The organism is Actinocorallia longicatena (assembly GCF_039534125.1).
In the GTDB taxonomy this organism is placed as follows: Bacteria; Actinomycetota; Actinomycetes; order Streptosporangiales; family Streptosporangiaceae; genus Actinocorallia; species Actinocorallia longicatena.
Genome location: NZ_BAAAUV010000003.1, coordinates 299,298 through 316,420, shown reverse-complemented (window position 1 = coordinate 316,420; position 17,123 = coordinate 299,298). Strand labels below are relative to the sequence as shown.

The 17,123-nt window shown below is 71.2% G+C and carries 19 protein-coding genes; 10 read left to right on the top strand and 9 right to left on the bottom strand.

The annotated features are described in order from the left end of the window. Positions 1-13 precede the first annotated feature (13 nt). The 3 genes from ABD785_RS07110 to ABD785_RS07100 form a co-directional block, all read right to left on the bottom strand. Positions 14-652, bottom strand: coding sequence for a TIR-like protein FxsC (locus ABD785_RS07110; RefSeq protein WP_344823523.1), 639 nt, complete (start codon positions 650-652; stop codon positions 14-16). A 102-nt stretch (positions 653-754) separates the two neighbouring features. Continuing rightward, a complete protein-coding gene (locus ABD785_RS07105; protein ID WP_344823520.1) occupies positions 755-1,750 on the bottom strand; it encodes a YihY/virulence factor BrkB family protein in 996 nt (331 codons plus the stop codon). After that, positions 1,747-2,376, bottom strand: coding sequence for a hypothetical protein (locus ABD785_RS07100; RefSeq protein WP_344823517.1), 630 nt, complete (start codon positions 2,374-2,376; stop codon positions 1,747-1,749). Before ABD785_RS07100 ends, ABD785_RS07105 begins: the two co-directional genes overlap by 4 nt. 261 nt (positions 2,377-2,637) lie before the next feature. Between ABD785_RS07100 and ABD785_RS07095 the strand changes: the two genes are divergently transcribed. Further along, on the top strand, positions 2,638-2,910 hold the full coding sequence (locus ABD785_RS07095; RefSeq protein ID WP_344823514.1) for a GlsB/YeaQ/YmgE family stress response membrane protein: 273 nt from the start codon (positions 2,638-2,640) through the stop codon (positions 2,908-2,910). A 103-nt stretch (positions 2,911-3,013) separates the two neighbouring features. Here ABD785_RS07095 and ABD785_RS07090 read toward each other — a convergent pair whose 3' ends face one another. Further along, positions 3,014-3,808, bottom strand: coding sequence for an SAM-dependent methyltransferase (locus tag ABD785_RS07090; RefSeq protein WP_344823511.1), 795 nt, complete (start codon positions 3,806-3,808; stop codon positions 3,014-3,016). A gap of 143 nt (positions 3,809-3,951) precedes the next feature. Between ABD785_RS07090 and ABD785_RS07085 the strand changes: the two genes are divergently transcribed. Then, positions 3,952-4,743, top strand: a complete 792-nt coding sequence (locus ABD785_RS07085; RefSeq protein WP_344823508.1) for a hypothetical protein — start codon at positions 3,952-3,954, stop codon at positions 4,741-4,743. 90 nt (positions 4,744-4,833) lie between these two features. Here the strand turns inward: ABD785_RS07085 and ABD785_RS07080 are convergent, their stop codons facing one another. Next, a complete protein-coding gene (locus ABD785_RS07080; RefSeq protein ID WP_344823506.1) occupies positions 4,834-5,472 on the bottom strand; it encodes a TetR/AcrR family transcriptional regulator in 639 nt (212 codons plus the stop codon). Positions 5,473-5,742: 270 nt separating this feature from the next. On the opposite strand from ABD785_RS07080, the gene ABD785_RS07075 reads away from it, so the two are divergent. Further along, a complete protein-coding gene (locus ABD785_RS07075; protein ID WP_344823503.1) occupies positions 5,743-6,909 on the top strand; it encodes a glycosyltransferase in 1,167 nt (388 codons plus the stop codon). A gap of 55 nt (positions 6,910-6,964) precedes the next feature. Here ABD785_RS07075 and ABD785_RS07070 read toward each other — a convergent pair whose 3' ends face one another. The 3 genes from ABD785_RS07070 to ABD785_RS07060 are packed head-to-tail and all read right to left on the bottom strand — an operon-like array spanning position 6,965 to position 10,061. Beyond that, positions 6,965-7,408, bottom strand: a complete 444-nt coding sequence (locus tag ABD785_RS07070; protein ID WP_344823500.1) for a response regulator — start codon at positions 7,406-7,408, stop codon at positions 6,965-6,967. Beyond that, a complete protein-coding gene (locus tag ABD785_RS07065; RefSeq protein WP_344823497.1) occupies positions 7,405-8,907 on the bottom strand; it encodes a sensor histidine kinase in 1,503 nt (500 codons plus the stop codon). Before ABD785_RS07065 ends, ABD785_RS07070 begins: the two co-directional genes overlap by 4 nt. Next, the gene (locus tag ABD785_RS07060; protein ID WP_344823494.1) at positions 8,907-10,061 is read right to left on the bottom strand and encodes a PP2C family protein-serine/threonine phosphatase; all 1,155 of its coding nucleotides are present in this window, start codon (positions 10,059-10,061) and stop codon (positions 8,907-8,909) included. Before ABD785_RS07060 ends, ABD785_RS07065 begins: the two co-directional genes overlap by 1 nt. Positions 10,062-10,196: 135 nt before the next feature. Here ABD785_RS07060 and xylB point away from each other — a divergent pair, with 135 nt between their 5' ends. From xylB to ABD785_RS07035, 5 genes are all read left to right on the top strand, one after another. Continuing rightward, on the top strand, positions 10,197-11,567 hold the full coding sequence (gene xylB, locus ABD785_RS07055) for a xylulokinase (RefSeq protein ID WP_344823492.1): 1,371 nt from the start codon (positions 10,197-10,199) through the stop codon (positions 11,565-11,567). A 2-nt stretch (positions 11,568-11,569) separates the two neighbouring features. Continuing rightward, on the top strand, positions 11,570-12,718 hold the full coding sequence (gene xylA, locus ABD785_RS07050) for a xylose isomerase (RefSeq protein WP_344823490.1): 1,149 nt from the start codon (positions 11,570-11,572) through the stop codon (positions 12,716-12,718). Then, positions 12,705-13,841: an ROK family protein gene (locus ABD785_RS07045; RefSeq protein WP_344823488.1), complete on the top strand. Its 1,137-nt coding sequence runs from the start codon at positions 12,705-12,707 to the stop codon at positions 13,839-13,841. Before xylA ends, ABD785_RS07045 begins: the two co-directional genes overlap by 14 nt. 56 nt (positions 13,842-13,897) lie before the next feature. After that, positions 13,898-14,323 (top strand): PPOX class F420-dependent oxidoreductase, encoded by a 426-nt coding sequence (locus ABD785_RS07040; protein ID WP_344823485.1) that lies wholly within the window; start codon positions 13,898-13,900, stop codon positions 14,321-14,323. A gap of 137 nt (positions 14,324-14,460) precedes the next feature. After that, positions 14,461-14,694: a hypothetical protein gene (locus tag ABD785_RS07035; RefSeq protein WP_344823483.1), complete on the top strand. Its 234-nt coding sequence runs from the start codon at positions 14,461-14,463 to the stop codon at positions 14,692-14,694. A 130-nt stretch (positions 14,695-14,824) separates the two neighbouring features. On the opposite strand, the gene ABD785_RS07030 is transcribed toward ABD785_RS07035, so the two are convergent. Next, positions 14,825-15,790: a magnesium transporter CorA family protein gene (locus ABD785_RS07030; RefSeq protein ID WP_344823482.1), complete on the bottom strand. Its 966-nt coding sequence runs from the start codon at positions 15,788-15,790 to the stop codon at positions 14,825-14,827. Positions 15,791-15,832: 42 nt separating this feature from the next. Between ABD785_RS07030 and ABD785_RS07025 the strand changes: the two genes are divergently transcribed. Both ABD785_RS07025 and ABD785_RS07020 read left to right on the top strand, forming a co-directional pair. Continuing rightward, a complete protein-coding gene (locus ABD785_RS07025; RefSeq protein ID WP_344823480.1) occupies positions 15,833-16,492 on the top strand; it encodes a class I SAM-dependent methyltransferase in 660 nt (219 codons plus the stop codon). Positions 16,493-16,509: 17 nt separating this feature from the next. After that, positions 16,510-17,097 (top strand): DUF305 domain-containing protein, encoded by a 588-nt coding sequence (locus tag ABD785_RS07020; protein WP_344823478.1) that lies wholly within the window; start codon positions 16,510-16,512, stop codon positions 17,095-17,097. Positions 17,098-17,123 lie beyond the last annotated feature (26 nt).

Sequence of the window (17,123 nt, the reverse complement as noted above, 5' to 3'; positions counted from 1 at the left end):
ACGGGACGGGGACTCACCGATCATCGAGACCGCCTTTGAACGCCTTGACGTCGGTGAAGGCGCTCGGGATCTGGTGCGGAGGCACCCGCTCGGACTCGTCCAGCGGAGTGAGTTCGACGCCGGCCGCCTTCACGATGGCCCTGGCCAGGTGGAGCACCGTCTCCTTGTAGGCCTCGCGGTACTTGCCCAGCCTCATGATCCCGTAGAGCCCCTCCCGCTGGTAATGCTGCGGCAGGTCGGCCTGACGGTGCTGGACGTGCCGGACCATTTCGGGAAGGTCTTCGATCTCCATGGGCGTCCAATGGACAGGAATGATCACCTTTGGCGGGTCGTCGCCCCAGGGGTGACGCGTGATCCGGCGACTGAAGATCTCCCATTCCTTGCCGCAGTAGTCACTCGTGAAGTACTGCGGCGAGAAGATCGGAAGGAGGACTTTGCAGGTGGCCAGGGCGTCGGTGAGTTCGAAAGGCCATCGAGTGCCGATCTCGAGCCGCTGTTTGTCCATGTAACCGGGGGTGGGGGATCCGGTCAGCTCGGCGATATCGGCGCAGAGATCCCTAAAGAACTTGACGATCCACTTGTGGGGGTGACTGCCGGTGTCGAAATGCCCTCGCGCGTAGCTGAGGAAGAAGTACGGACTTTCGGCTGCCATCCAGGCCCTCCCCGTGACACGAAGGGTAGCCAACCCCTCATGAAACCGGAAGAGCCGCCTTGACACCGGTTCTCGCCGAGCCATGTCTGACCTCGGGTGGGCTCAGGATGAGTCCTTGGGGAGGGTGGGGTTGGGGGGTGGGTCGTCGAGGGTGTGGGTGTCGCGGAGTTCCAGGTAGGGCTCGGTGGTGGGGGGGAGGCCTGCGGAGATGGCTCGGGAGCGTTCTAGTTCGGCGTTGAGTTCGGCGCCCAGGAGGATGGCCAGGTTGGTGAGCCAGAGCCAGACGAGGAAGACGATGAGGGCGGCGAGGCTGCCGTAGGTCTTGTTGTAGGAGCCGAAGTTGGCGACGTAGAGGCCGAAGCCGGCGGAGGCGGCGAGCCAGAGGGCCATCGCCAGGGTGCCGCCGGGGGTGACCCAGCGGAAGCCCTGCTTGGCGTTGGGGGAGGCCCAGTAGAGCAGGGCGATCAGGCCGCTGACGATGAGGATCAGGATGGGCCATTTCACGATGTTGAAGGTCGTGACCGCGGCCGGGCCCAGGCCGATGAGGTCGCCCACGCGCTGGGCGATCGGGCCGGAGACCACGACCGCGACGGCCGAGACCGACAGCAGGACGAGCGTCACGAAGGTGATCGCCACCCGGAGGGGGAGCGTCTTCCAGATCGGACGGCCCTCGGGCACGTCGTAGACCACGTTGGAGGCGCGCATGAACGCGCCCACGTATCCCGAGGCCGACCAGAAGGCCCCGGCCAGGCTCAGCAGGGCGACGACGCCCGCGCCGCTCCTGCCCTTGCCGAGCTCGGTGAGCGCGTTGTCGAGGACGTCCTTGACCGCGCCGGGAGCGAGGTCGCCGACGTTGTCGAGGAACTGGTCGGACACCGACTGCCCGCCGAGGCCGACGAGGGACACGATCACGAGCAGCGCGGGAAAGATCGACAGAACGGAGTAATAGGTGAGCGAGGCCGCCCAGTCGGCGAGCCCGTCCTCCTGGAACTCGCTCAGCGTCCGCCTGATCGCGTCCCGCCAGGACCGCGGTGCCAGGTCGGTGGGGCCTTCAGGCGCGGCCGTGCCCTCGTCCTCCGGCCGCGCCTTCCGGGTCATGACCCGCTCGCTGCCGAACGGCGTCCCGCCAGGTAGGCGGCGACGGCGATGGCCGGGGCCAGCAGGAGGCCGGCCCCGCCGACCCGGCGCGGAGTCGCGTCGGGCGCCGCGGCGGCGACCTGGCGGCTCTGCTTCGCGGCCTGCTTCGCCGCCTTCTTCGCTGCCCTGCGGCCCGTGGCGACCGCGTGGTTCACCTGGTCGCTGGCGAGGGCGGCGTCGCCGTAGGCGGCGGCCCTCTCCCAGGCCTGGCGGGTGGCGTCGGTGGTCTTCTCCCAGCGGGTCCGCGGCCGGTTGCGGCGCCTGCGCACGGCCCACACCACGACGGCCACCGCCGCGGTGCCGGCGGCCGCCGCGCCGCCGCCCTTGACCTTGCCCGCGTTCTCGGGGTCCTGGACGGCCTGCTTGGCCTGCCCGCCGACCTCGGCGGCCTTGGCCTTGGCGGTCGCGAAACCGTCCTGCGCCGCCGTCTTGACCTGGCCTGCGGTCTCCTGCGCCCGGGCCTTCACATCGGTGTCGCCGGCGGGCTTCTTGGAATCCCTGCCCTGCGGCGGGGTCGGCACGATGTTCACGGGAGCGCTGTCCTCGTGGTCCGGGGTCCCCACGTGGCCGGTGTGTTCGGTGCTCATGATCGCGTTCTCCTAGGCTTGTCGGCTCAGGTCCCGACGCCCTCCACGGTCTGCCCCGGAGCGGCCATCAGGACTGTGGTGTGGTGCCCGCCCCTTTCGTGTTGAAACGGGACCGCGGGCAAAGCCGCCCGGCGTGATCTCGCCGCTGACCGGCCCGTTCTCGCCCGGATCCGCGCCGCTCAGAGGATGGAGGTGATAACCGCGATCCACCGGGCATAGCGGCTTCGCACGAGACCCCCCGAGGACAGAGGAGAAGAAAAGATGACCATCGCTGGAATCATCACCGCCATCATCATCGGTGCGATCATCGGTGCGCTGGGTCGTCTGGTCCTGCCGGGCCGCCAGCCGATCGGTGTGCTGCTGACCGTGGGCGTGGGCATCGTCGCCGCGCTGATCGGAACCGCGATCGCGCGGGGCACGGGCGTGGCCGACACCGATGGTGTCGACTGGATCGAGCTGGCCTTCCAGGTCGTCCTGGCCGCCGTCGGTGTGGCCCTCGTCGCCGGCTGGCACGGCCGCCGCGGCGTCCGGTGACACCACGGACCCCCGGTTCGCAACCGTAGGAACCACGGAAAAGCCGGTCCCCCCGAGGGGACCGGCTTTCGTGCTGTCAGGGGAGCGTGACCCCGGACGGTGGTCAGGGCTTGCGGCCGACCCCGCCGAACTCGTCGAGCTCCGCGGCCTCGCCGATCTCGCTGGACGGAGCGTGCCACAGCGGGCAGGAGACGATGCCGGGGGGCAGGATCTCCAGGCCCTCGAAGAAGCCTTCGAGCTGCTGCGGGCTGCGCAGGACGTACGGCGGCTCGGCCGACCTGTTCCAGATCTCGATGGCCTCGGCGGCGGCCGGGTCGACGACGTTCGTGGCGTCGTAGAGCATCAGGTAGCTGCCGCTGGGAAGCGCCGACATGAGCCGCTGGACGAGCGACCTGGCCTCGTCGTAGTCGGTGACGTGGCCGAGGATGCCCATCAGGAGCAGCGCGATCGGCTTGTCGAAGTCGAGGGTGGCGGCGGCGTCGGCGAGGATCTTCTCGGGGTCGCGCAGGTCGGCGTGCAGGTAGGCGGTCTTGCCCTCGTCCGAGCTGGTCAGCAGCGCGCGGGCGTGGGCCAGGACCAGCGGGTCGTTGTCGACGTAGACGACCCGCGAGGTCGGGGCCGCCTCCTGGGCGACCTGGTGGGTGTTGTCGGCGGTCGGCAGGCCGGTGCCGATGTCGAGGAACTGGCGGACGCCCAGGTCGGCGGCCAGGTGGTGGACAGCGCGCTTGAGGAACCCGCGGGTGCTGCGCGCGAGCAGCACCATGTTCGGGAGGACCTGGAGGATGTCGTCGCCGACCTGGCGGTCGACGTCGAAGTTGTCCTTGCCGCCGAGCCAGTAGTTCCAGATGCGCGCCGTCTGAGGGACGTTCGTGTTGAGCCCTGGTGCCTCGTTCGTCACGGGTAACTTCCTTACGCGTTCATCGATAGCGCTGTCGGGAACATCCAACTACTGATCATCGCGCATGGGGGACGAATCCGTACGATCGGAACAGTAAGGATTTCTGTTTTGATGCGGTCAGATCGCGTTGAGGGGGCCGAAAAGTGATTCCACCGCTGTTCCGCGGGCTGTGCGACGACGCGGCGATGTTCCCGCCGGGGAACGCCTCCGCGCCGGACGCCGTCGCCGGGCACGAGGAGTACCGCGACGCCTGGTACCGCGAGCTGGTCGGCCCCCTGATCATCGCGGGGGGCCGGATCGGTGAGGTGGTCGCCGCCGCGGACGGGCGGCGTCCCCGGGTCGTGGTCGTCGGGACGGGCCTCCCGGCGGAACCGCCCCCGCTCGACGTCGTGGGCGTCGAACTCGCCGCTGAGGACGTCGCGGCGGCGGTAGCCCTCCTGGACCGCGACCTCCCGCCCGGAGCCACCGGGACGGTCGAGGTCCCCCGGGGCCCGGGCACGGAGAAGGCGCTGGACCTGCTGGCCGCGACCCCCTACCGGGCGAAGTTCCGCACCGGGGGGACGGTCGCCGAGGCCTTCCCCGGTGAGCGCGAACTGGCGGAGAGCCTGGTCGCGGCCGTCGCCAGGGGACTGCCGTTCAAGTGCACCGCCGGTCTCCACAACGCCGTCCGGCATGCCGATCCGGCCACCGGCTTCGAGCACCACGGATTCCTGAACGTCCTGGCCGCCACGCATGCCGCCCGCGACGGCGGCGACGCCGACGCGGTCGCCGGGATCCTCGCCCTGCGCTCGGGCCCGAGCCTGGCGGAACTGCTGACCGGCCTGGACGCCCGCCAGGCCGAGGCCGTCCGGGGCTCCTTCGTCTCCTACGGCACCTGCAGCATCACCGAACCGCTCGACGACCTGATCGCCCTGGGCCTGATCCCGGCCCCCTAGGGGCTGTTTCAAAGTCAACTGCCCTACTGCGCGGCGCCCAGGCACGCACCTGGACGCCGCTCGCCACGGGCGCCGACTTTGAAACAGCCCCTAGTCGAGGAGCCCGCCGTTGATCAGGTCGCGGGCGTGGTCGACGAGGGCGGGGCCGACGGCGCGCAGCGCCTCGCGGTCGTTCTCGGCGACCGGGGCGGTGACCAGGGCGCTCGTGGCGGCCACGATCATGGAGCAGGTCAGCCGGCCGGACTCGGTGGTGACGCCCAGCATGTCGGCGATGGCGGCCGCCATCACCTGCTGGAGCTCGCGCCGCCGGGAGATGGCCTGCGGCCCGGCGGCGTAGACCTCGACGAGGAACAGACGGGTGAACGGCCACTCGGCCTCGAGGGCCTTGAGGTAGACCTCGACGGCGTGCTCGTACCGCTCGAGCGGGGTGCTCCGCTCGGCCGGGACGGACTCGGTGAGCGCGCCGAGGACGTGCTCGATGAGCATGTCGCCCGCGAACTCGAACGTGGCCATGAAGCAGGAGATCTTGGAGTCGAAGAGCGTGTAGAAGCTCTGCCGGGAGACCTTGGCCCGTTTGAGCACGTCCTCCACGGAGGTCGCGGCGTACCCCTTCTCCGCCATCACCTCCGCCATCGCCAGCGACAGCCGTCCCCGCTGGACCCTGGCCACCTCGTCGGGCGGCAGGGCATGACGCCCCCTGGGCAGACGACGAGGCAGCGACTCCGGCATCCGGCCACTTTAGAGCCTGCTCCGCCCACCTGTGCCGCACATCACGCGCCGGTTCTTCCGCAGGTGGCCGAGGATTCCCCGCGCGAAGGAGGTTTGAGCGCCCGGGGACCGGGGGGAGACCTAAGGGTGAGTGCCTAAGACGCAGGCACGCCCTCCGGTGACGGGTGAAACCCGTTCGAAGTATCGATCCGGAGGCGCGTGAGCGCGTCCTGACGGCACTCTTTCCGTGTTCCGGGTCCACCGCTCCGGCGCCTCCGCAAGGAGCCCCGAATGCGCATCGCGATGATAGCCGTCGACCGGGTCGGCCAGGTGTCCGCCCTCGCCCGTGAACTCGGCAAGCAGGGCCACCAGGTGACGGTCCACACCCGCCGTGAGCAGCCCGGCAAGCGCCGCACCACCCTCGCCGCCGGGGTCACGGTCGACCCCGTGCCCGCCGGTCCCGAACGCCCCCTGCACGGCGGCGACCTCCTGCCCCATCTCGCCGAGTTCGGGAACGCCCTGGCCGAGCGGTGGACCAGGAACTCGCCCGACGTCGCCCACGCCCACGACTGGCCGTCCGGGCTGGCAGCCCTCACGGCCTCCCACCGGCTCGCGGGCCCGGACCCCCGGCCGGCCTCGGCCGCGATCGCCGACCTCCTGGACGGCCGCCGCCTGCCGCTGCTCCAGACCTACGGCACCCTGGCCGCCCACCACCCCGACGTCGACCCCGCGGCCCAGGCCAGGGTCGAGCGGGCGCTGGGCCGTGCCGCGATCGCCTCCACGGTCTCCTGCGGCGAGGGCCGCGAGGACCTCGTCCGCCTCGGCGTGCCGCGCCGCAGCATCGCGGTCGTCCCCACGGGCGTCGACGTCGCGGAGTTCTCCGAGATCGGGCCGATCGCCCCACGCGGCGCCCGCGCCCGGCTCCTGCTCCTGACCGGCCCCGGCGAGAAGGCCCACCTCGCGGTGCGGGCGCTGGCCCGCGTCCCCGGCGCCGAGCTGGTCGTCGCGGGCGGTCCCGCCCCCGCCGACCTGGAGACCGACCCCGCCGCGCACGCGCTCCGGATGCTCGCCGAGCACGAGGGCGTCGAGGACCGGGTGATCATCCTGGGGCGGGTGACCCGCAAGCAGACGCCGAAGCTCATCCGCTCGGCCGACCTGGTGCTGGCACTGCAGGACCACGACCCGTTCGGGACCGTCGCCCTGGAGGCCATGGCCTGCGGGATCCCGGTGATCGCCCACGATTCGGGCGGGCACAGCGACACCGTCCTCGACAACGTCACGGGCCTGCTGATCCCGACCCTGCCGCCGGTGGCGCTCGCCCGACGGATCCGCGACCTGCTCGCCGACCCCGTCCGGCGCGAGGCCCTCGGCATCGCCGCCGCCGACCGAGCCCGCTCCCGTCACAGCTGGGACCGCATCGCCCGCGAGACGGCCGCCGTCTACGCGAAGCTCGCCTGAGCACGAGTGAAGGGCCCGGCCGCAGCGGCCGGGCCCTTCACTCGTGCTCGTGTGATCAGCGGCCGGGCAGCCGGACGACCGTCACGAAGAACTCGTCGATCTGGCGGATCGCCTTGATGAAGCCGTCGAAGTCGACGGGCTTGGTCACGTAGGCGTTCGCGTGGAGCTGGTAGCTGCGGAGGATGTCCTCCTCGGCGGCCGAGGTCGTCAGGACCACGACCGGGATGGTCGAGAGCTCGTCGTCGTTCTTGATGCTCTCCAGCACCTGGCGGCCGTCGTAGCGCGGCAGGTTCAGGTCGAGGAGGATCAGGTCGGGACGGGTGGCCTCCGCGTGGTCGCCGCGCCGGTGCAGGAAGTCCAGCGCCTCGACACCGTCGCGGACGACATGGAGCTTGTTGCCGCTCAGATTGTCGGCGAACGCCTCCCGGGTGAGGAGCTCGTCGCCCGGGTCGTCCTCGACCAGCAGGACGTCGATGGGCTTCGGTTCGTCAGTGTTCACGGGGTTCCTTCGGGCAGGGTGAAGCGGATGCGGGTTCCTCCTGTGTAGGAGGGATCGAGCCGGATGACACCGCCGTGGTGTTCGACGATCTTCTTGCAGAGGGCGAGGCCGATGCCCGTGCCGGTGTAGGCGTCACGGGTGTGCAGCCGCTGGAAGATGACAAAGATCTTGTCGGAGAACTCGGGGTCGATGCCGATGCCGTCGTCGGTCACGGTGAACTCCGACGCCCCGTCCCACTCGACGGTCACGGACGGCTCGGGGCCCGAGCGGAACTTGATCGAGTTGCCGATGAGGTTCTGCCAGAGCTGGGTGAGCAGGGTGCGGTTGCCGTGCACGGCCGGGAGATCGTCGGGCAGCGTGACGCGGGCCCCGCTCTCCTCGATCGTGGTCGACAGGTTGTCGATCGCCTTGGCGAGGGTCTCGCCGAGCGGGACCTCGTCCTTCTCGTCGTTCAGCCGCCCGACGCGGGAGAAGGCCAGCAGGTCGTTGATCAGCACCTGCATCCGGGACGCCCCGTCCACGGCGAAGCCGATGTACTGGAGGCCCCGGTCGTCGAGCTTGTCGGCGTAGCGCCGCTCGATCATCTGGCAGAACGAGACGACCTTCCGCAGCGGCTCCTGGAGGTCGTGGCTGGCGACGTAGGCGAACTGCTCGAGCTCGGCGTTGGAGCGCCGCAGCTCGGCCGCCTGGTCGTCGAGGACCCGCTCCCGGTCGGTCGCCCCGCCCAGTTCCGTGACGATCCGCGCCCGCATCGCCTCGACGTCCGCCGCGAGGGAGCGCAGGTCGGCGGGGCCGCGGCCCTCGATGGCGTGGTCGAACTCACCGCTCGCCACCCGCCGCGAGGAGTCCCTGAGGGCGGCCAGCGGACGTCCGACGGCGTAGTTGAGGATCAGCAGCACCAGGAAGGCCGCGAGGAGGAACGCGATCGGCATCGCGGCGAACACGATGTTCCTGATCCGGAACATCTCCGACAGGTCGTCCCTGGCGGCCCTGACCTCCTCGGTGAGATGCCGGTTCTGGACGTCCCAGGTGGCGCGCAGGCCGTCGAAGGAGGACTTCCCGGCCGCGGAGGTCGTGGCGGAGACCGTGCCCTTCGCCCGGACGGTCGCGATCATCGGCTCGGCGTAGTCGCGCCGCCAGGCCGCGGCCGACGCGGTGACGGCGTCGAGATCGGTCCCGAGGCCGTCCTCGTGGCCGATGAGCTCGTCCAGCCGCAGCAGGGCCTTCTTCTCGTTCTCGATGCCCTGCCGGTAGGGGGTCAGGGCGTCGGCCTCGCCGGTCAGGATGTAGCCGCGCAGGCCGGTCTCCTGGTCGAGCTGCGCCGACTGGAGCCGCAGCGCCTCGATCCGGGCGGGCGTGAGGTCGTCGACGAGATGGTCGGTCGAGGTCGCGGTGCGGCTCAGCACCAGGCCGCCGAGGACGCTCGCGGTGGCGACCAGCGCGCCGATCACCGCGAAGATCACGAGGAACCACTGCCGGACGGTGAGTCTCCGCCCCATCAGCCCCTCCATCCGATCTCGATCACTGCCACGTCGTCCTCCAGCCCGCCGTACCCGGCGGATGCGGCCTCAGCCCCCTCGATGAGGGCGTCGATGAACTCCTGCCGATGTCCGTGCGCGCGGGCCAGCGTGAGCAGGCCGTCGAGGTCGAGCCGCCGGTCTCCGGGGGAGATCAGGCCCTCGAACAGGCCGTCGGTGAAGAGCACGAGACGGCAGCCGTCGCTCAGCGCGACGACGTCCTCGACCCAGTCGCCCTCGCCGGGGAAGAGCCCGAGGGCCAGCCCGCCCTTCGTCTGAACGTAGCTCACCCCGCCGACCGGATCGCGCAGCAGCAGACCGTGGTGGCCCGCCCGGACGGTCCGCGCCGTGGCCCGGTCCGGCGGCAGTGTCACCTGGACGAGCGTCACGAAGGTGTCGGCATTCTCACGCTCGGTGACCAGGAGTTCCTCGAGCAGCTCGACCAGCCGGACCCCGGTCAGCCCGGCGAGGACCAGCGATCGCCAGGCGACCCGCAGGCAGACGCCCAGGGCGGCCTCGGTGGCGCCGTGCCCGGACACGTCGCCGATCACGGCGTGGACCGCGCCGTCGGCGGTCTGGACGACGTCGTAGAAGTCGCCGCCGAGCGCGGCGAACTCGCGGCCGGGACGGTAGCGGGGCTCGACGCTCACGGTGTCCGTGTCGACGCGCGGCCGGGGCAGCAGGCCGCGTTCGAGCCTGGCCTGCTCCTCGGCGCGCAGGAGGCTGGCCTGGAGCTGGGCGGCGGCCGTCTCGACCTGCTTGCGCTGGACGGCGTACTGGATGGCGCGGCCGAGCCACTGCGGGTCGAGCCGCCCCTTGACCAGGTAGTCCTGGGCGCCGGCCGCGACGGCCGCCAGCCCGGAGTGGGTCTCGGCCATCCCGGTCAGGACCACGATCGCGGACTCGGGCGCCGCCGCGCGGACGGCCGTGAGCCCGCTGAACTCCTGGGCGTCGGGCAGGTGGAGGTCGAGCAGGACGCAGTCGGGCTTGGCCCGGTCGAGTGCGGCGACGGCCTCCTTGAGGGTGCGCACCCAGATCATCTCGACGGCGGTCTCGCTCTCGTAGAGGAGATCCTCGACGATCACCGCGTCACCCTCGTCGTCCTCTATCAGCAGCAGCCGGAGCACGCTTGCCACGTCATCTCCCGCAGATGCGACATTCCACCCTTCCGCGACCTTACTCGCAGACGCCGATCATATGGGGCCCTTACCAGGGCCTGGGTCCGAGCCGGGCGATTGACATTAAGTTCATATAGTGAACAAAATAGAGTCATGCTGGTCGCAGGCGTGGACTCGAGCACGCAGAACACGAAGATCGTCCTTTGTGACGCCGCCACGGGTGAGGTCGTGGCGGCGGCCTCCGCACCCCATCCCGACGGCACCTCCTGCCCTCCCGGGGCATGGCAGGAGGCGCTCCAGAAGGCCGGTGACGGCCTGCTGTCCCGGGCCGCCGCCGTCTCCGTCGCCGGTCAGCAGCACGGCATGGTCGCGCTGGACGACGGGGGCGAGGTCGTCCGCGACGCCCTCCTCTGGAACGACACCCGCTCGGCTCCCCAGGCCGGGGCGCTGGTCGCCGAGCTCGGCGGGCGTGAGGCCTGGGCCCATGCCACCGGAAGCGTTCCCACGGCCTCCTTCACCGTCACCAAGCTCCGCTGGCTGGCCGAGAACGAACCGGACAACGCCGGGCGGACCGCCGCCGTGCTGCTGCCCCACGACTGGCTGACCTGGAAGCTGGGCGCGTCGGGGTACACGACCGACCGGGGCGACGCCTCCGGCACCGGCTACTTCTCCCATCGGGCGGGCGGGGAGTGGCTGCCCGAGCACGTCAAGGCGGCCTTCGGACGGGAACTGGAGCTGCCGCGGATCGCCGGGCCCGGTGAGGCCGTCGGGGAGACCTCCTGGGGCGCGGTCCTGGGCGCGGGGACGGGCGACAACATGGCCGCCGCGCTCGGCCTCGGCCTGCGGCCCGGCGACGTGGTCGTCTCGCTCGGGACGTCCGGGACGGCCTTCATGGTCGGCGACGCCCCCACCGCGGACGCGAGCGGGGCCGTCGCCGGATTCGCCGACGCCACCGGCCGCTACCTGCCGCTGGTCTGCACCCTCAACGCAGCCCGGGTCCTCACCGCGACCGCCGCCATGATCGGCGCGACGCTCGAGGAACTGTCGGAGCTGGCCCTGCGGGCGGAGCCGGGCGCCGGCGGCCTGACCCTCCTGCCCTACCTCGACGGCGAGCGCACGCCCGACCGTCCCACCGCCAGCGGGGTGCTCAGCGGCCTGACCACCCGGAACGCCGGCCGCGAGAACCTGGCCCGCGCCGGGGTCGAGGGGATGCTGGCGAGCCTGGCCGAGGCCGCGGACCGGCTCGGCGCCGAGCCGTCGCGGATCGTCCTGATCGGCGGCGCCGCCGTCAGCGAGGCCGTACGGAAGATCGCCCCCGAGGTGTTCGGGGTGCCGGTGTGCGTGCCGCGCCCGGCCGAGTACGTGGCGCTCGGCGCCGCACGCCAGGCCGCCTGGGCCCTGACCGGGACGCTGCCGGACTGGCCCGAGGCACCCAGCGAGACCTTCACGGGCGAGAGCCGCCCGATCATCCGCCGCCAGCACGTCGAGCTGCGCGACGCCACCCTTTCCTGGAACGAGGAGTGACCATGAGCTACACACCCACCCCGCAGGACAAGTTCTCCTTCGGCATCTGGACGGTCGGCTGGGCCGCCCAGGACGTCTTCGGCAGCGCCACCCGCGCCCCGATGCCCGCCGAGCGGGCCGTCCACAAGCTCGCGGAGCTCGGCGCCTACGGCGTCAACTTCCACGACAACGACGTCTTCGCCTTCGACGAGTCCGACCGCGACGAGCGGATCTCGGCCTTCCGCAAGGCCCTCGACGACACCGGCCTGGTCGTCACGACCGCCACCACCAACCTGTTCTCGCACCCGATCTTCAAGGACGGCGGGTTCACCTCGAACGACCGCGACGTCCGCCGCTTCGCCATCGCCAAGGTCATGCGCAACCTCGACCTGGCCGCCGAGCTGGGCGCGAAGACCTACGTCTGCTGGGGCGGGCGTGAGGGAGCCGAGTCCGGCGCGTCCAAGGACGTCACCGCGGCCCTCGACCGGTTCAAGGAGGCCTTCGACATCCTCGGCGGCTACGTCCTCGAACAGGGCTACGACCTGCGCTTCGCGATCGAGCCGAAGCCGAACGAGCCGCGCGGCGACATCCTGCTGCCGACCATCGGCCACGCCCTCGCCTTCATCAACGAGCTCGAGCACCCCGAGATCGTCGGCCTCAACCCCGAGATCGGGCACGAGGAGATGGCGGGCCTCAACTACGCGCACGGCATCAAGCAGGCGCTCTGGCACGGCAAGCTGTTCCACATCGACCTCAACGGCCAGCACGGCCCCCGCTTCGACCAGGACCTGCGCTTCGGCGCCGGCAACGTCGAGGGCGCCTTCTGGACGGTCGACGCCGTCGACTCCAGCGACTACGACGGCCCGATCCACTTCGACTTCAAGCCGCCGCGCACCGAGGACGACGAGGGCGTCTGGGAGTCGGCCAGGGGCTGCATGCGCAACTACCTGATCCTGCGGGAGAAGGTCCGGGCGTTCCGGGCCGACCCCGAGGTGGTCGCCGCGCTGTCCGCCGCCCGGGTGGACGAGCTGTCCGTCCCGACCCTCGCCGACGGGGAGGACTGGCGTACCCTGCGGGACATGACCGTCGACGTGGACGCCCTCGCCGCCCGCGGCATGGCGTTCGAGCGGCTCGACCAGCTCGCCCTCGAGCACCTTTATGGCGTTCGCTGACCGTCCGGCCACTCCGGCCACCGTCAGGCGGCACAACGCCCGGCTCGTCCTGGGGCAGGTCAGGGACCACGGCCCGCGTTCCCGCGCCGATCTGGCGCGGGACACCGGGCTGGTCAAGGCGGCCATCTCCGGGATCGTCGCGGACCTGATCGAGGCCGGTCTCCTCGCCGAGACCGGCCCCGCCCCGGCCGGCGGGCGCGGCCGGCCGATGACGCTGCTCACCCTGGACGGCGGGCCCGCGGTGGCGCTGGGCGTCGAGGTCAACGTCGACTACCTCAGTGCCGTCGCGGTCACCCTCGGCGGCGAGATCGTCCTGCGCGAGCGGGTCGCGGTCCACTCGCCGTCGCCCGAGGAGGCCCGCAAGGCGATCGCGGTGATCGCCGAGGGGCTCGGACGGCCGCTGCTGGGAGCCTGTGTCGCCGTCCCCGGGCTGGTCGACCCGGACACCGCGACCGTCCGGCACGCCCCGAACCTGCACTGGCGCGAGGTCGAGGTCGCCGGCTGGCTGCCCGGGGGCCTGGCCTGCGACAACGACGCCAACCTGGCCGTCGTCGCCGAGCACCGGCGCGGCGCCCCCGCCGACTCCGCCTACCTCACCGGGACCGTCGGCATCGGCGCCGGGCTCCTGGTGGACGGCCGCGTCTACCGGGGCGGCTCCGGCTACGCGGGCGAGATCGGGCACATGCCCATCGCGGGGAACGACGCCCGCTGCGGCTGCGGCCGCACCGGCTGCTGGGAGGCGGTCGTCGGCCTCGAGGCCCTGCTGCGCAGGATCGACCCCGGCGTGACCGGCACCTACGACGAGAAGGTCGCCGCCCTGGTCTCCCGTGCCGAGGCCGCGGACCCGGCGACCCTCGAAGCCCTCTGCGACCACGGCACCTGGCTGGGCCGCGGCGCCGCCGCCCTGACCAACCTCCTGAACCCCAGCGCGCTGATCCTCGGCGGCTTCTTCGCCGACCTCGCCCCCTGGTTCCTCGACCCCCTCCGGGCCGAGCTCGACGCCCATGTCCTGGCCGCCGACCTGGCCCCCTGCGAGCTGAGGCTCTCGTCCCTGGGCGTCACCGCCGCGTCCCTGGGCGCCGCCGACCTGGTCCTCAACCGGGTCTTCGCCGACCCGCTCTAGATCTTTTTTGCCGGGGACACGGTTCCCGTGCTCGGCTTTCGTGGAAGGTGTGAGACATGGCGAAGATGACCGATTCCGAATGGCGTGCGCTGGTCTCCGAGGGGACCCGGACGGGCAAGCTGGCGACCGTCCGGGCCGACGGGCGGCCCCACCAGGCGCCGATCTGGTTCCTCCTGGACGGTGACGACCTGGTCTTCAACACCGGCGCGGACACCGTCAAGGGCCGCAATCTGGCCCGGGACCCGCGTGTCTCCCTCTGCGTCGACGACGACCGCCCGCCCTTCTCCTTCGTGGTCATGGAGGGCCGCGCCACCCTCATCGACGACCTCGCACAGGTCCGCCTGTGGGCGACGCGGATCGCCGCCCGCTACATGGGCGAGGACAAGGCCGAGGCCTTCGGAGCCCGCAACGGCGTCCCCGGCGAACTCCTGGTCCGCGTCCACATCGACAAGGTCCTGGCCCAGCGCGACGTCGCCGACTAGGCCGTGACTTACGGATCTTCGTCCTCCTGCGCGACGGACAAGACCCGTAAGACACGGCCTAACTCTCCGGTCATGGTTTCCCCCTGGTCCTGCGGGTAAGACGCTCCTCACGCGACGCCCAAAGGAGGACGCCCCCGATGTCCCTGGAAGAAGCCACCCGCCAGCTCCAGTCCGCTCTGCACGATGCCCAGGTCGCCTTCGACTGCGTGGGCCTCGGCGATCTGGAGAACGCCCACACCCACGTCCTCACCGCCCGGGTCGCCGTCGACTCCGCCGAGACCACCCTCCGCACGGCCCTGGAGCGCATGTCGCCCGACGAGGCCGAGCGCGAGGGCGAAAAGGCCGTGGCCGCCCTGGAGGAACAGATCTGATCCCCCGGCACCACCCCGCCGAGCGGGCACGCGGCGGTGAACCTGCTGCTCATCCCGCTGGAGATCGATCCCGAGCTCACGACCGCGCAGCTCCTCCCGGGCGAGCGGGGATGGCCGGGATAGCGGTGCTCTAGAGCCAGTCGTGCTTCTTGAAGACGGCGTAGAGGGTGATGCTGGAGAAGGCGAGGACGGCGATGCTCGTCCAGAAGCCCCAGGACTGGTCGTAGCCGGGGTAGGGGACGTTCATGCCGTAGAAGCCCGTGACGGCGGTCGGGATGGCGATGATGGCGGCCCAGCTCGTCACCTTCTTCATCGCCTCGTTCATCTGGTTGCCGTGCAGGGCGATGCGGGTGTCCATGACGTTGGCGACGAGGTCGCGCAGGCCCTCGGTCCATTCGGTGGCGCGCAGGGTGTGGTCGTAGACGTCCTGGTAGTAGGGGGCCAGGGTGTCCGGGACGAGCTTGAGGTCGCGGCGCAGCAGGGTGTTGACGATCTCGCGCATCGGCAGGACCACCCGGCGCAGCAGGACGAGGCTGCGGCGGAGCTGGAACGCGCGGTGCTGGAGGGCGCGGTCGTCCTTCGCCTCCTCGAACAGCAGGTCCTCCAGGGCCTCGACCTCGTCGTCGAGCTCCTGGATGGCCGTGAAGTGCTGGTCGACGATCTGGTCGAGGAAGCCGTGCAGCAGGTAGGAGACGCCGTGCTCGGTCATCTCCGGATCCCAGCGGGCCTCCAGCTCGTCCGCGGCGAGACGGGCGTCTCCCCGGCGGACGGTCACGAGGGCGTTCCCGGTGACGAAGGCCGAGATCTCGTACGCCCTGAGCTCGCCCTTGACCAGCTCCGTCGCGTAGACGTTGAGGAACAGATAACCGGCGTAGCGGTCGAGCTTGGCGCGCTCGTGCTCGCTGAGGGCGTCCTCGACGGCCAGATCGTCCAGGCCGAGCTCGTCGGCCATCAGCTTGACATCGGCCTCGTCGTAGTCGCACAGATCGACCCAGACCAGCGCTCCGGCGTCGATGTGCTCACTGACCTGAGCGATGTCGAAGTCGCGGTCCGACAGCCTGCCGCCCTGCCATGCCCGGGTCCTGACGATGCCCATGCCCGTTGAGTCCCCAGAAACGCCGTGTGTAAAGGTGATCCCATGGCCGATCTTCGGGAGCGCTGGAAACGGGACCGGCTCACCGCCGCGGTCTACGACCTCGGGGTGCAGAGCTATCCGGTCGCCTGGGCGGGCGGCCGGGCCCTGTGGGGCTATGAGATCAACAGGTTGTGGAAGAGCGTCGGGGAGCTGGCCGGGACGCCCGACGACTCCGTCGTGCTCGACCTGCCGTGCGGCGGCGGCACCTCGTTCCGGGCGCTGTCACGCGGCCGGCGGCTGCGGTACGTGGCGGCGGACCTGTCGGAGACGATGCTGGACAGGGCGCGGGCCCAGGCCGCCGGGCGCTCGCTCGGCCAGGTGCGGTTCGTCCGCACCGACGCCGGGTCGCTGCCCTTCGCCGACGCCTCCTTCGACCTCGTCACCAGCTTCAACGGGCTGCACGTCTTCGCCGACCCGGCCGGGGCCGTCGCCGAGTTCGCCCGGGTCCTGCGGCCCGGCGGGACCCTGCGCGGGACCGCGGTCGTGACGGGCGAACGGCGCCGCGGCGACCTGCTGGTGCGCGCCCTCCGGCTGACCGGGACGTTCGGCCCGGCCGGATCCGCCGACGACCTCGAGTCGTGGCTGTCCCCGCACTTCGACGACGTGGAGATCGAGACGGCCGGTTCCGTCGCCGGATTCTCCGCCCGGCGAATTACCCCATAGGGGTATAGTTCGCCACCATGAACACGATGAAGCGCGTCATCCTGCCGGTCGCCGTGCTCGCGCTGGCGCTCACCGGATGCAGCGGCGGAGACTCCGGCTCCCACGACGGCCACGGCGGCGGGAAGTCGGCCGCGGCGGCACCGGGCGGCCACAATCCGCAGGACGTCATGTTCGCCCAGGAGATGGTGCCGCACCACAAGCAGGCACTGGAGATGGCCGTCCTGGCCGAGACGCGGGCGGAGAGCCCCGAGGTCAGGAAGATCGCCGCACGGATCAAGGGCGCCCAGGACCCCGAGATCACCGCGATGACCGGCTGGCTGAAGGGCTGGAACGAGTCGCCCTCCGCGGATCACGAGATGAGCGACGACACCGGCGGCAACGGGATGATGTCGACCGGTGAGATGGAGGAGCTCGGCGGGCTCAAGGGCGCCGCGTTCGACCAGCTCTTCCTCGAACTCATGATCAAGCACCACCAGGGCGCGGTGGCGATGGCGGGGGACGAGGTCGACTCGGGCTCCTTCGGCCCCGCCAAGGCCCTCGCCCAGAAGATCGTCGACGGCCAGACCGCCGAGATCACCGAGATGAGGGCCCTCCTCAAGCCCTGATCGTCACGCCGATCACGACATGGGCC

Excerpts from the sequence above, each read along its gene's own strand:
- ABD785_RS07110 (WP_344823523.1), bottom strand. The coding sequence starts at position 652 with ATGGCAGCCGAAAGTCCGTACTTCTTCCTCAGCTACGCGCGAGGGCAT.
- ABD785_RS07105 (WP_344823520.1), bottom strand. The coding sequence starts at position 1,750 with ATGACCCGGAAGGCGCGGCCGGAGGACGAGGGCACGGCCGCGCCTGAA.
- ABD785_RS07100 (WP_344823517.1), bottom strand. The coding sequence starts at position 2,376 with ATGAGCACCGAACACACCGGCCACGTGGGGACCCCGGACCACGAGGAC.
- ABD785_RS07095 (WP_344823514.1), top strand. The coding sequence starts at position 2,638 with ATGACCATCGCTGGAATCATCACCGCCATCATCATCGGTGCGATCATC.
- ABD785_RS07080 (WP_344823506.1), bottom strand. The coding sequence starts at position 5,472 with ATGCCGGAGTCGCTGCCTCGTCGTCTGCCCAGGGGGCGTCATGCCCTG.
- ABD785_RS07075 (WP_344823503.1), top strand. The coding sequence starts at position 5,743 with ATGCGCATCGCGATGATAGCCGTCGACCGGGTCGGCCAGGTGTCCGCC.
- ABD785_RS07065 (WP_344823497.1), bottom strand. The coding sequence starts at position 8,907 with ATGGGGCGGAGACTCACCGTCCGGCAGTGGTTCCTCGTGATCTTCGCG.
- xylB (WP_344823492.1), top strand. The coding sequence starts at position 10,197 with ATGCTGGTCGCAGGCGTGGACTCGAGCACGCAGAACACGAAGATCGTC.
- xylA (WP_344823490.1), top strand. The coding sequence starts at position 11,570 with ATGAGCTACACACCCACCCCGCAGGACAAGTTCTCCTTCGGCATCTGG.
- ABD785_RS07045 (WP_344823488.1), top strand. The coding sequence starts at position 12,705 with ATGGCGTTCGCTGACCGTCCGGCCACTCCGGCCACCGTCAGGCGGCAC.
- ABD785_RS07040 (WP_344823485.1), top strand. The coding sequence starts at position 13,898 with ATGGCGAAGATGACCGATTCCGAATGGCGTGCGCTGGTCTCCGAGGGG.
- ABD785_RS07035 (WP_344823483.1), top strand. The coding sequence starts at position 14,461 with ATGTCCCTGGAAGAAGCCACCCGCCAGCTCCAGTCCGCTCTGCACGAT.
- ABD785_RS07030 (WP_344823482.1), bottom strand. The coding sequence starts at position 15,790 with ATGGGCATCGTCAGGACCCGGGCATGGCAGGGCGGCAGGCTGTCGGAC.
- ABD785_RS07025 (WP_344823480.1), top strand. The coding sequence starts at position 15,833 with ATGGCCGATCTTCGGGAGCGCTGGAAACGGGACCGGCTCACCGCCGCG.
- ABD785_RS07020 (WP_344823478.1), top strand. The coding sequence starts at position 16,510 with ATGAACACGATGAAGCGCGTCATCCTGCCGGTCGCCGTGCTCGCGCTG.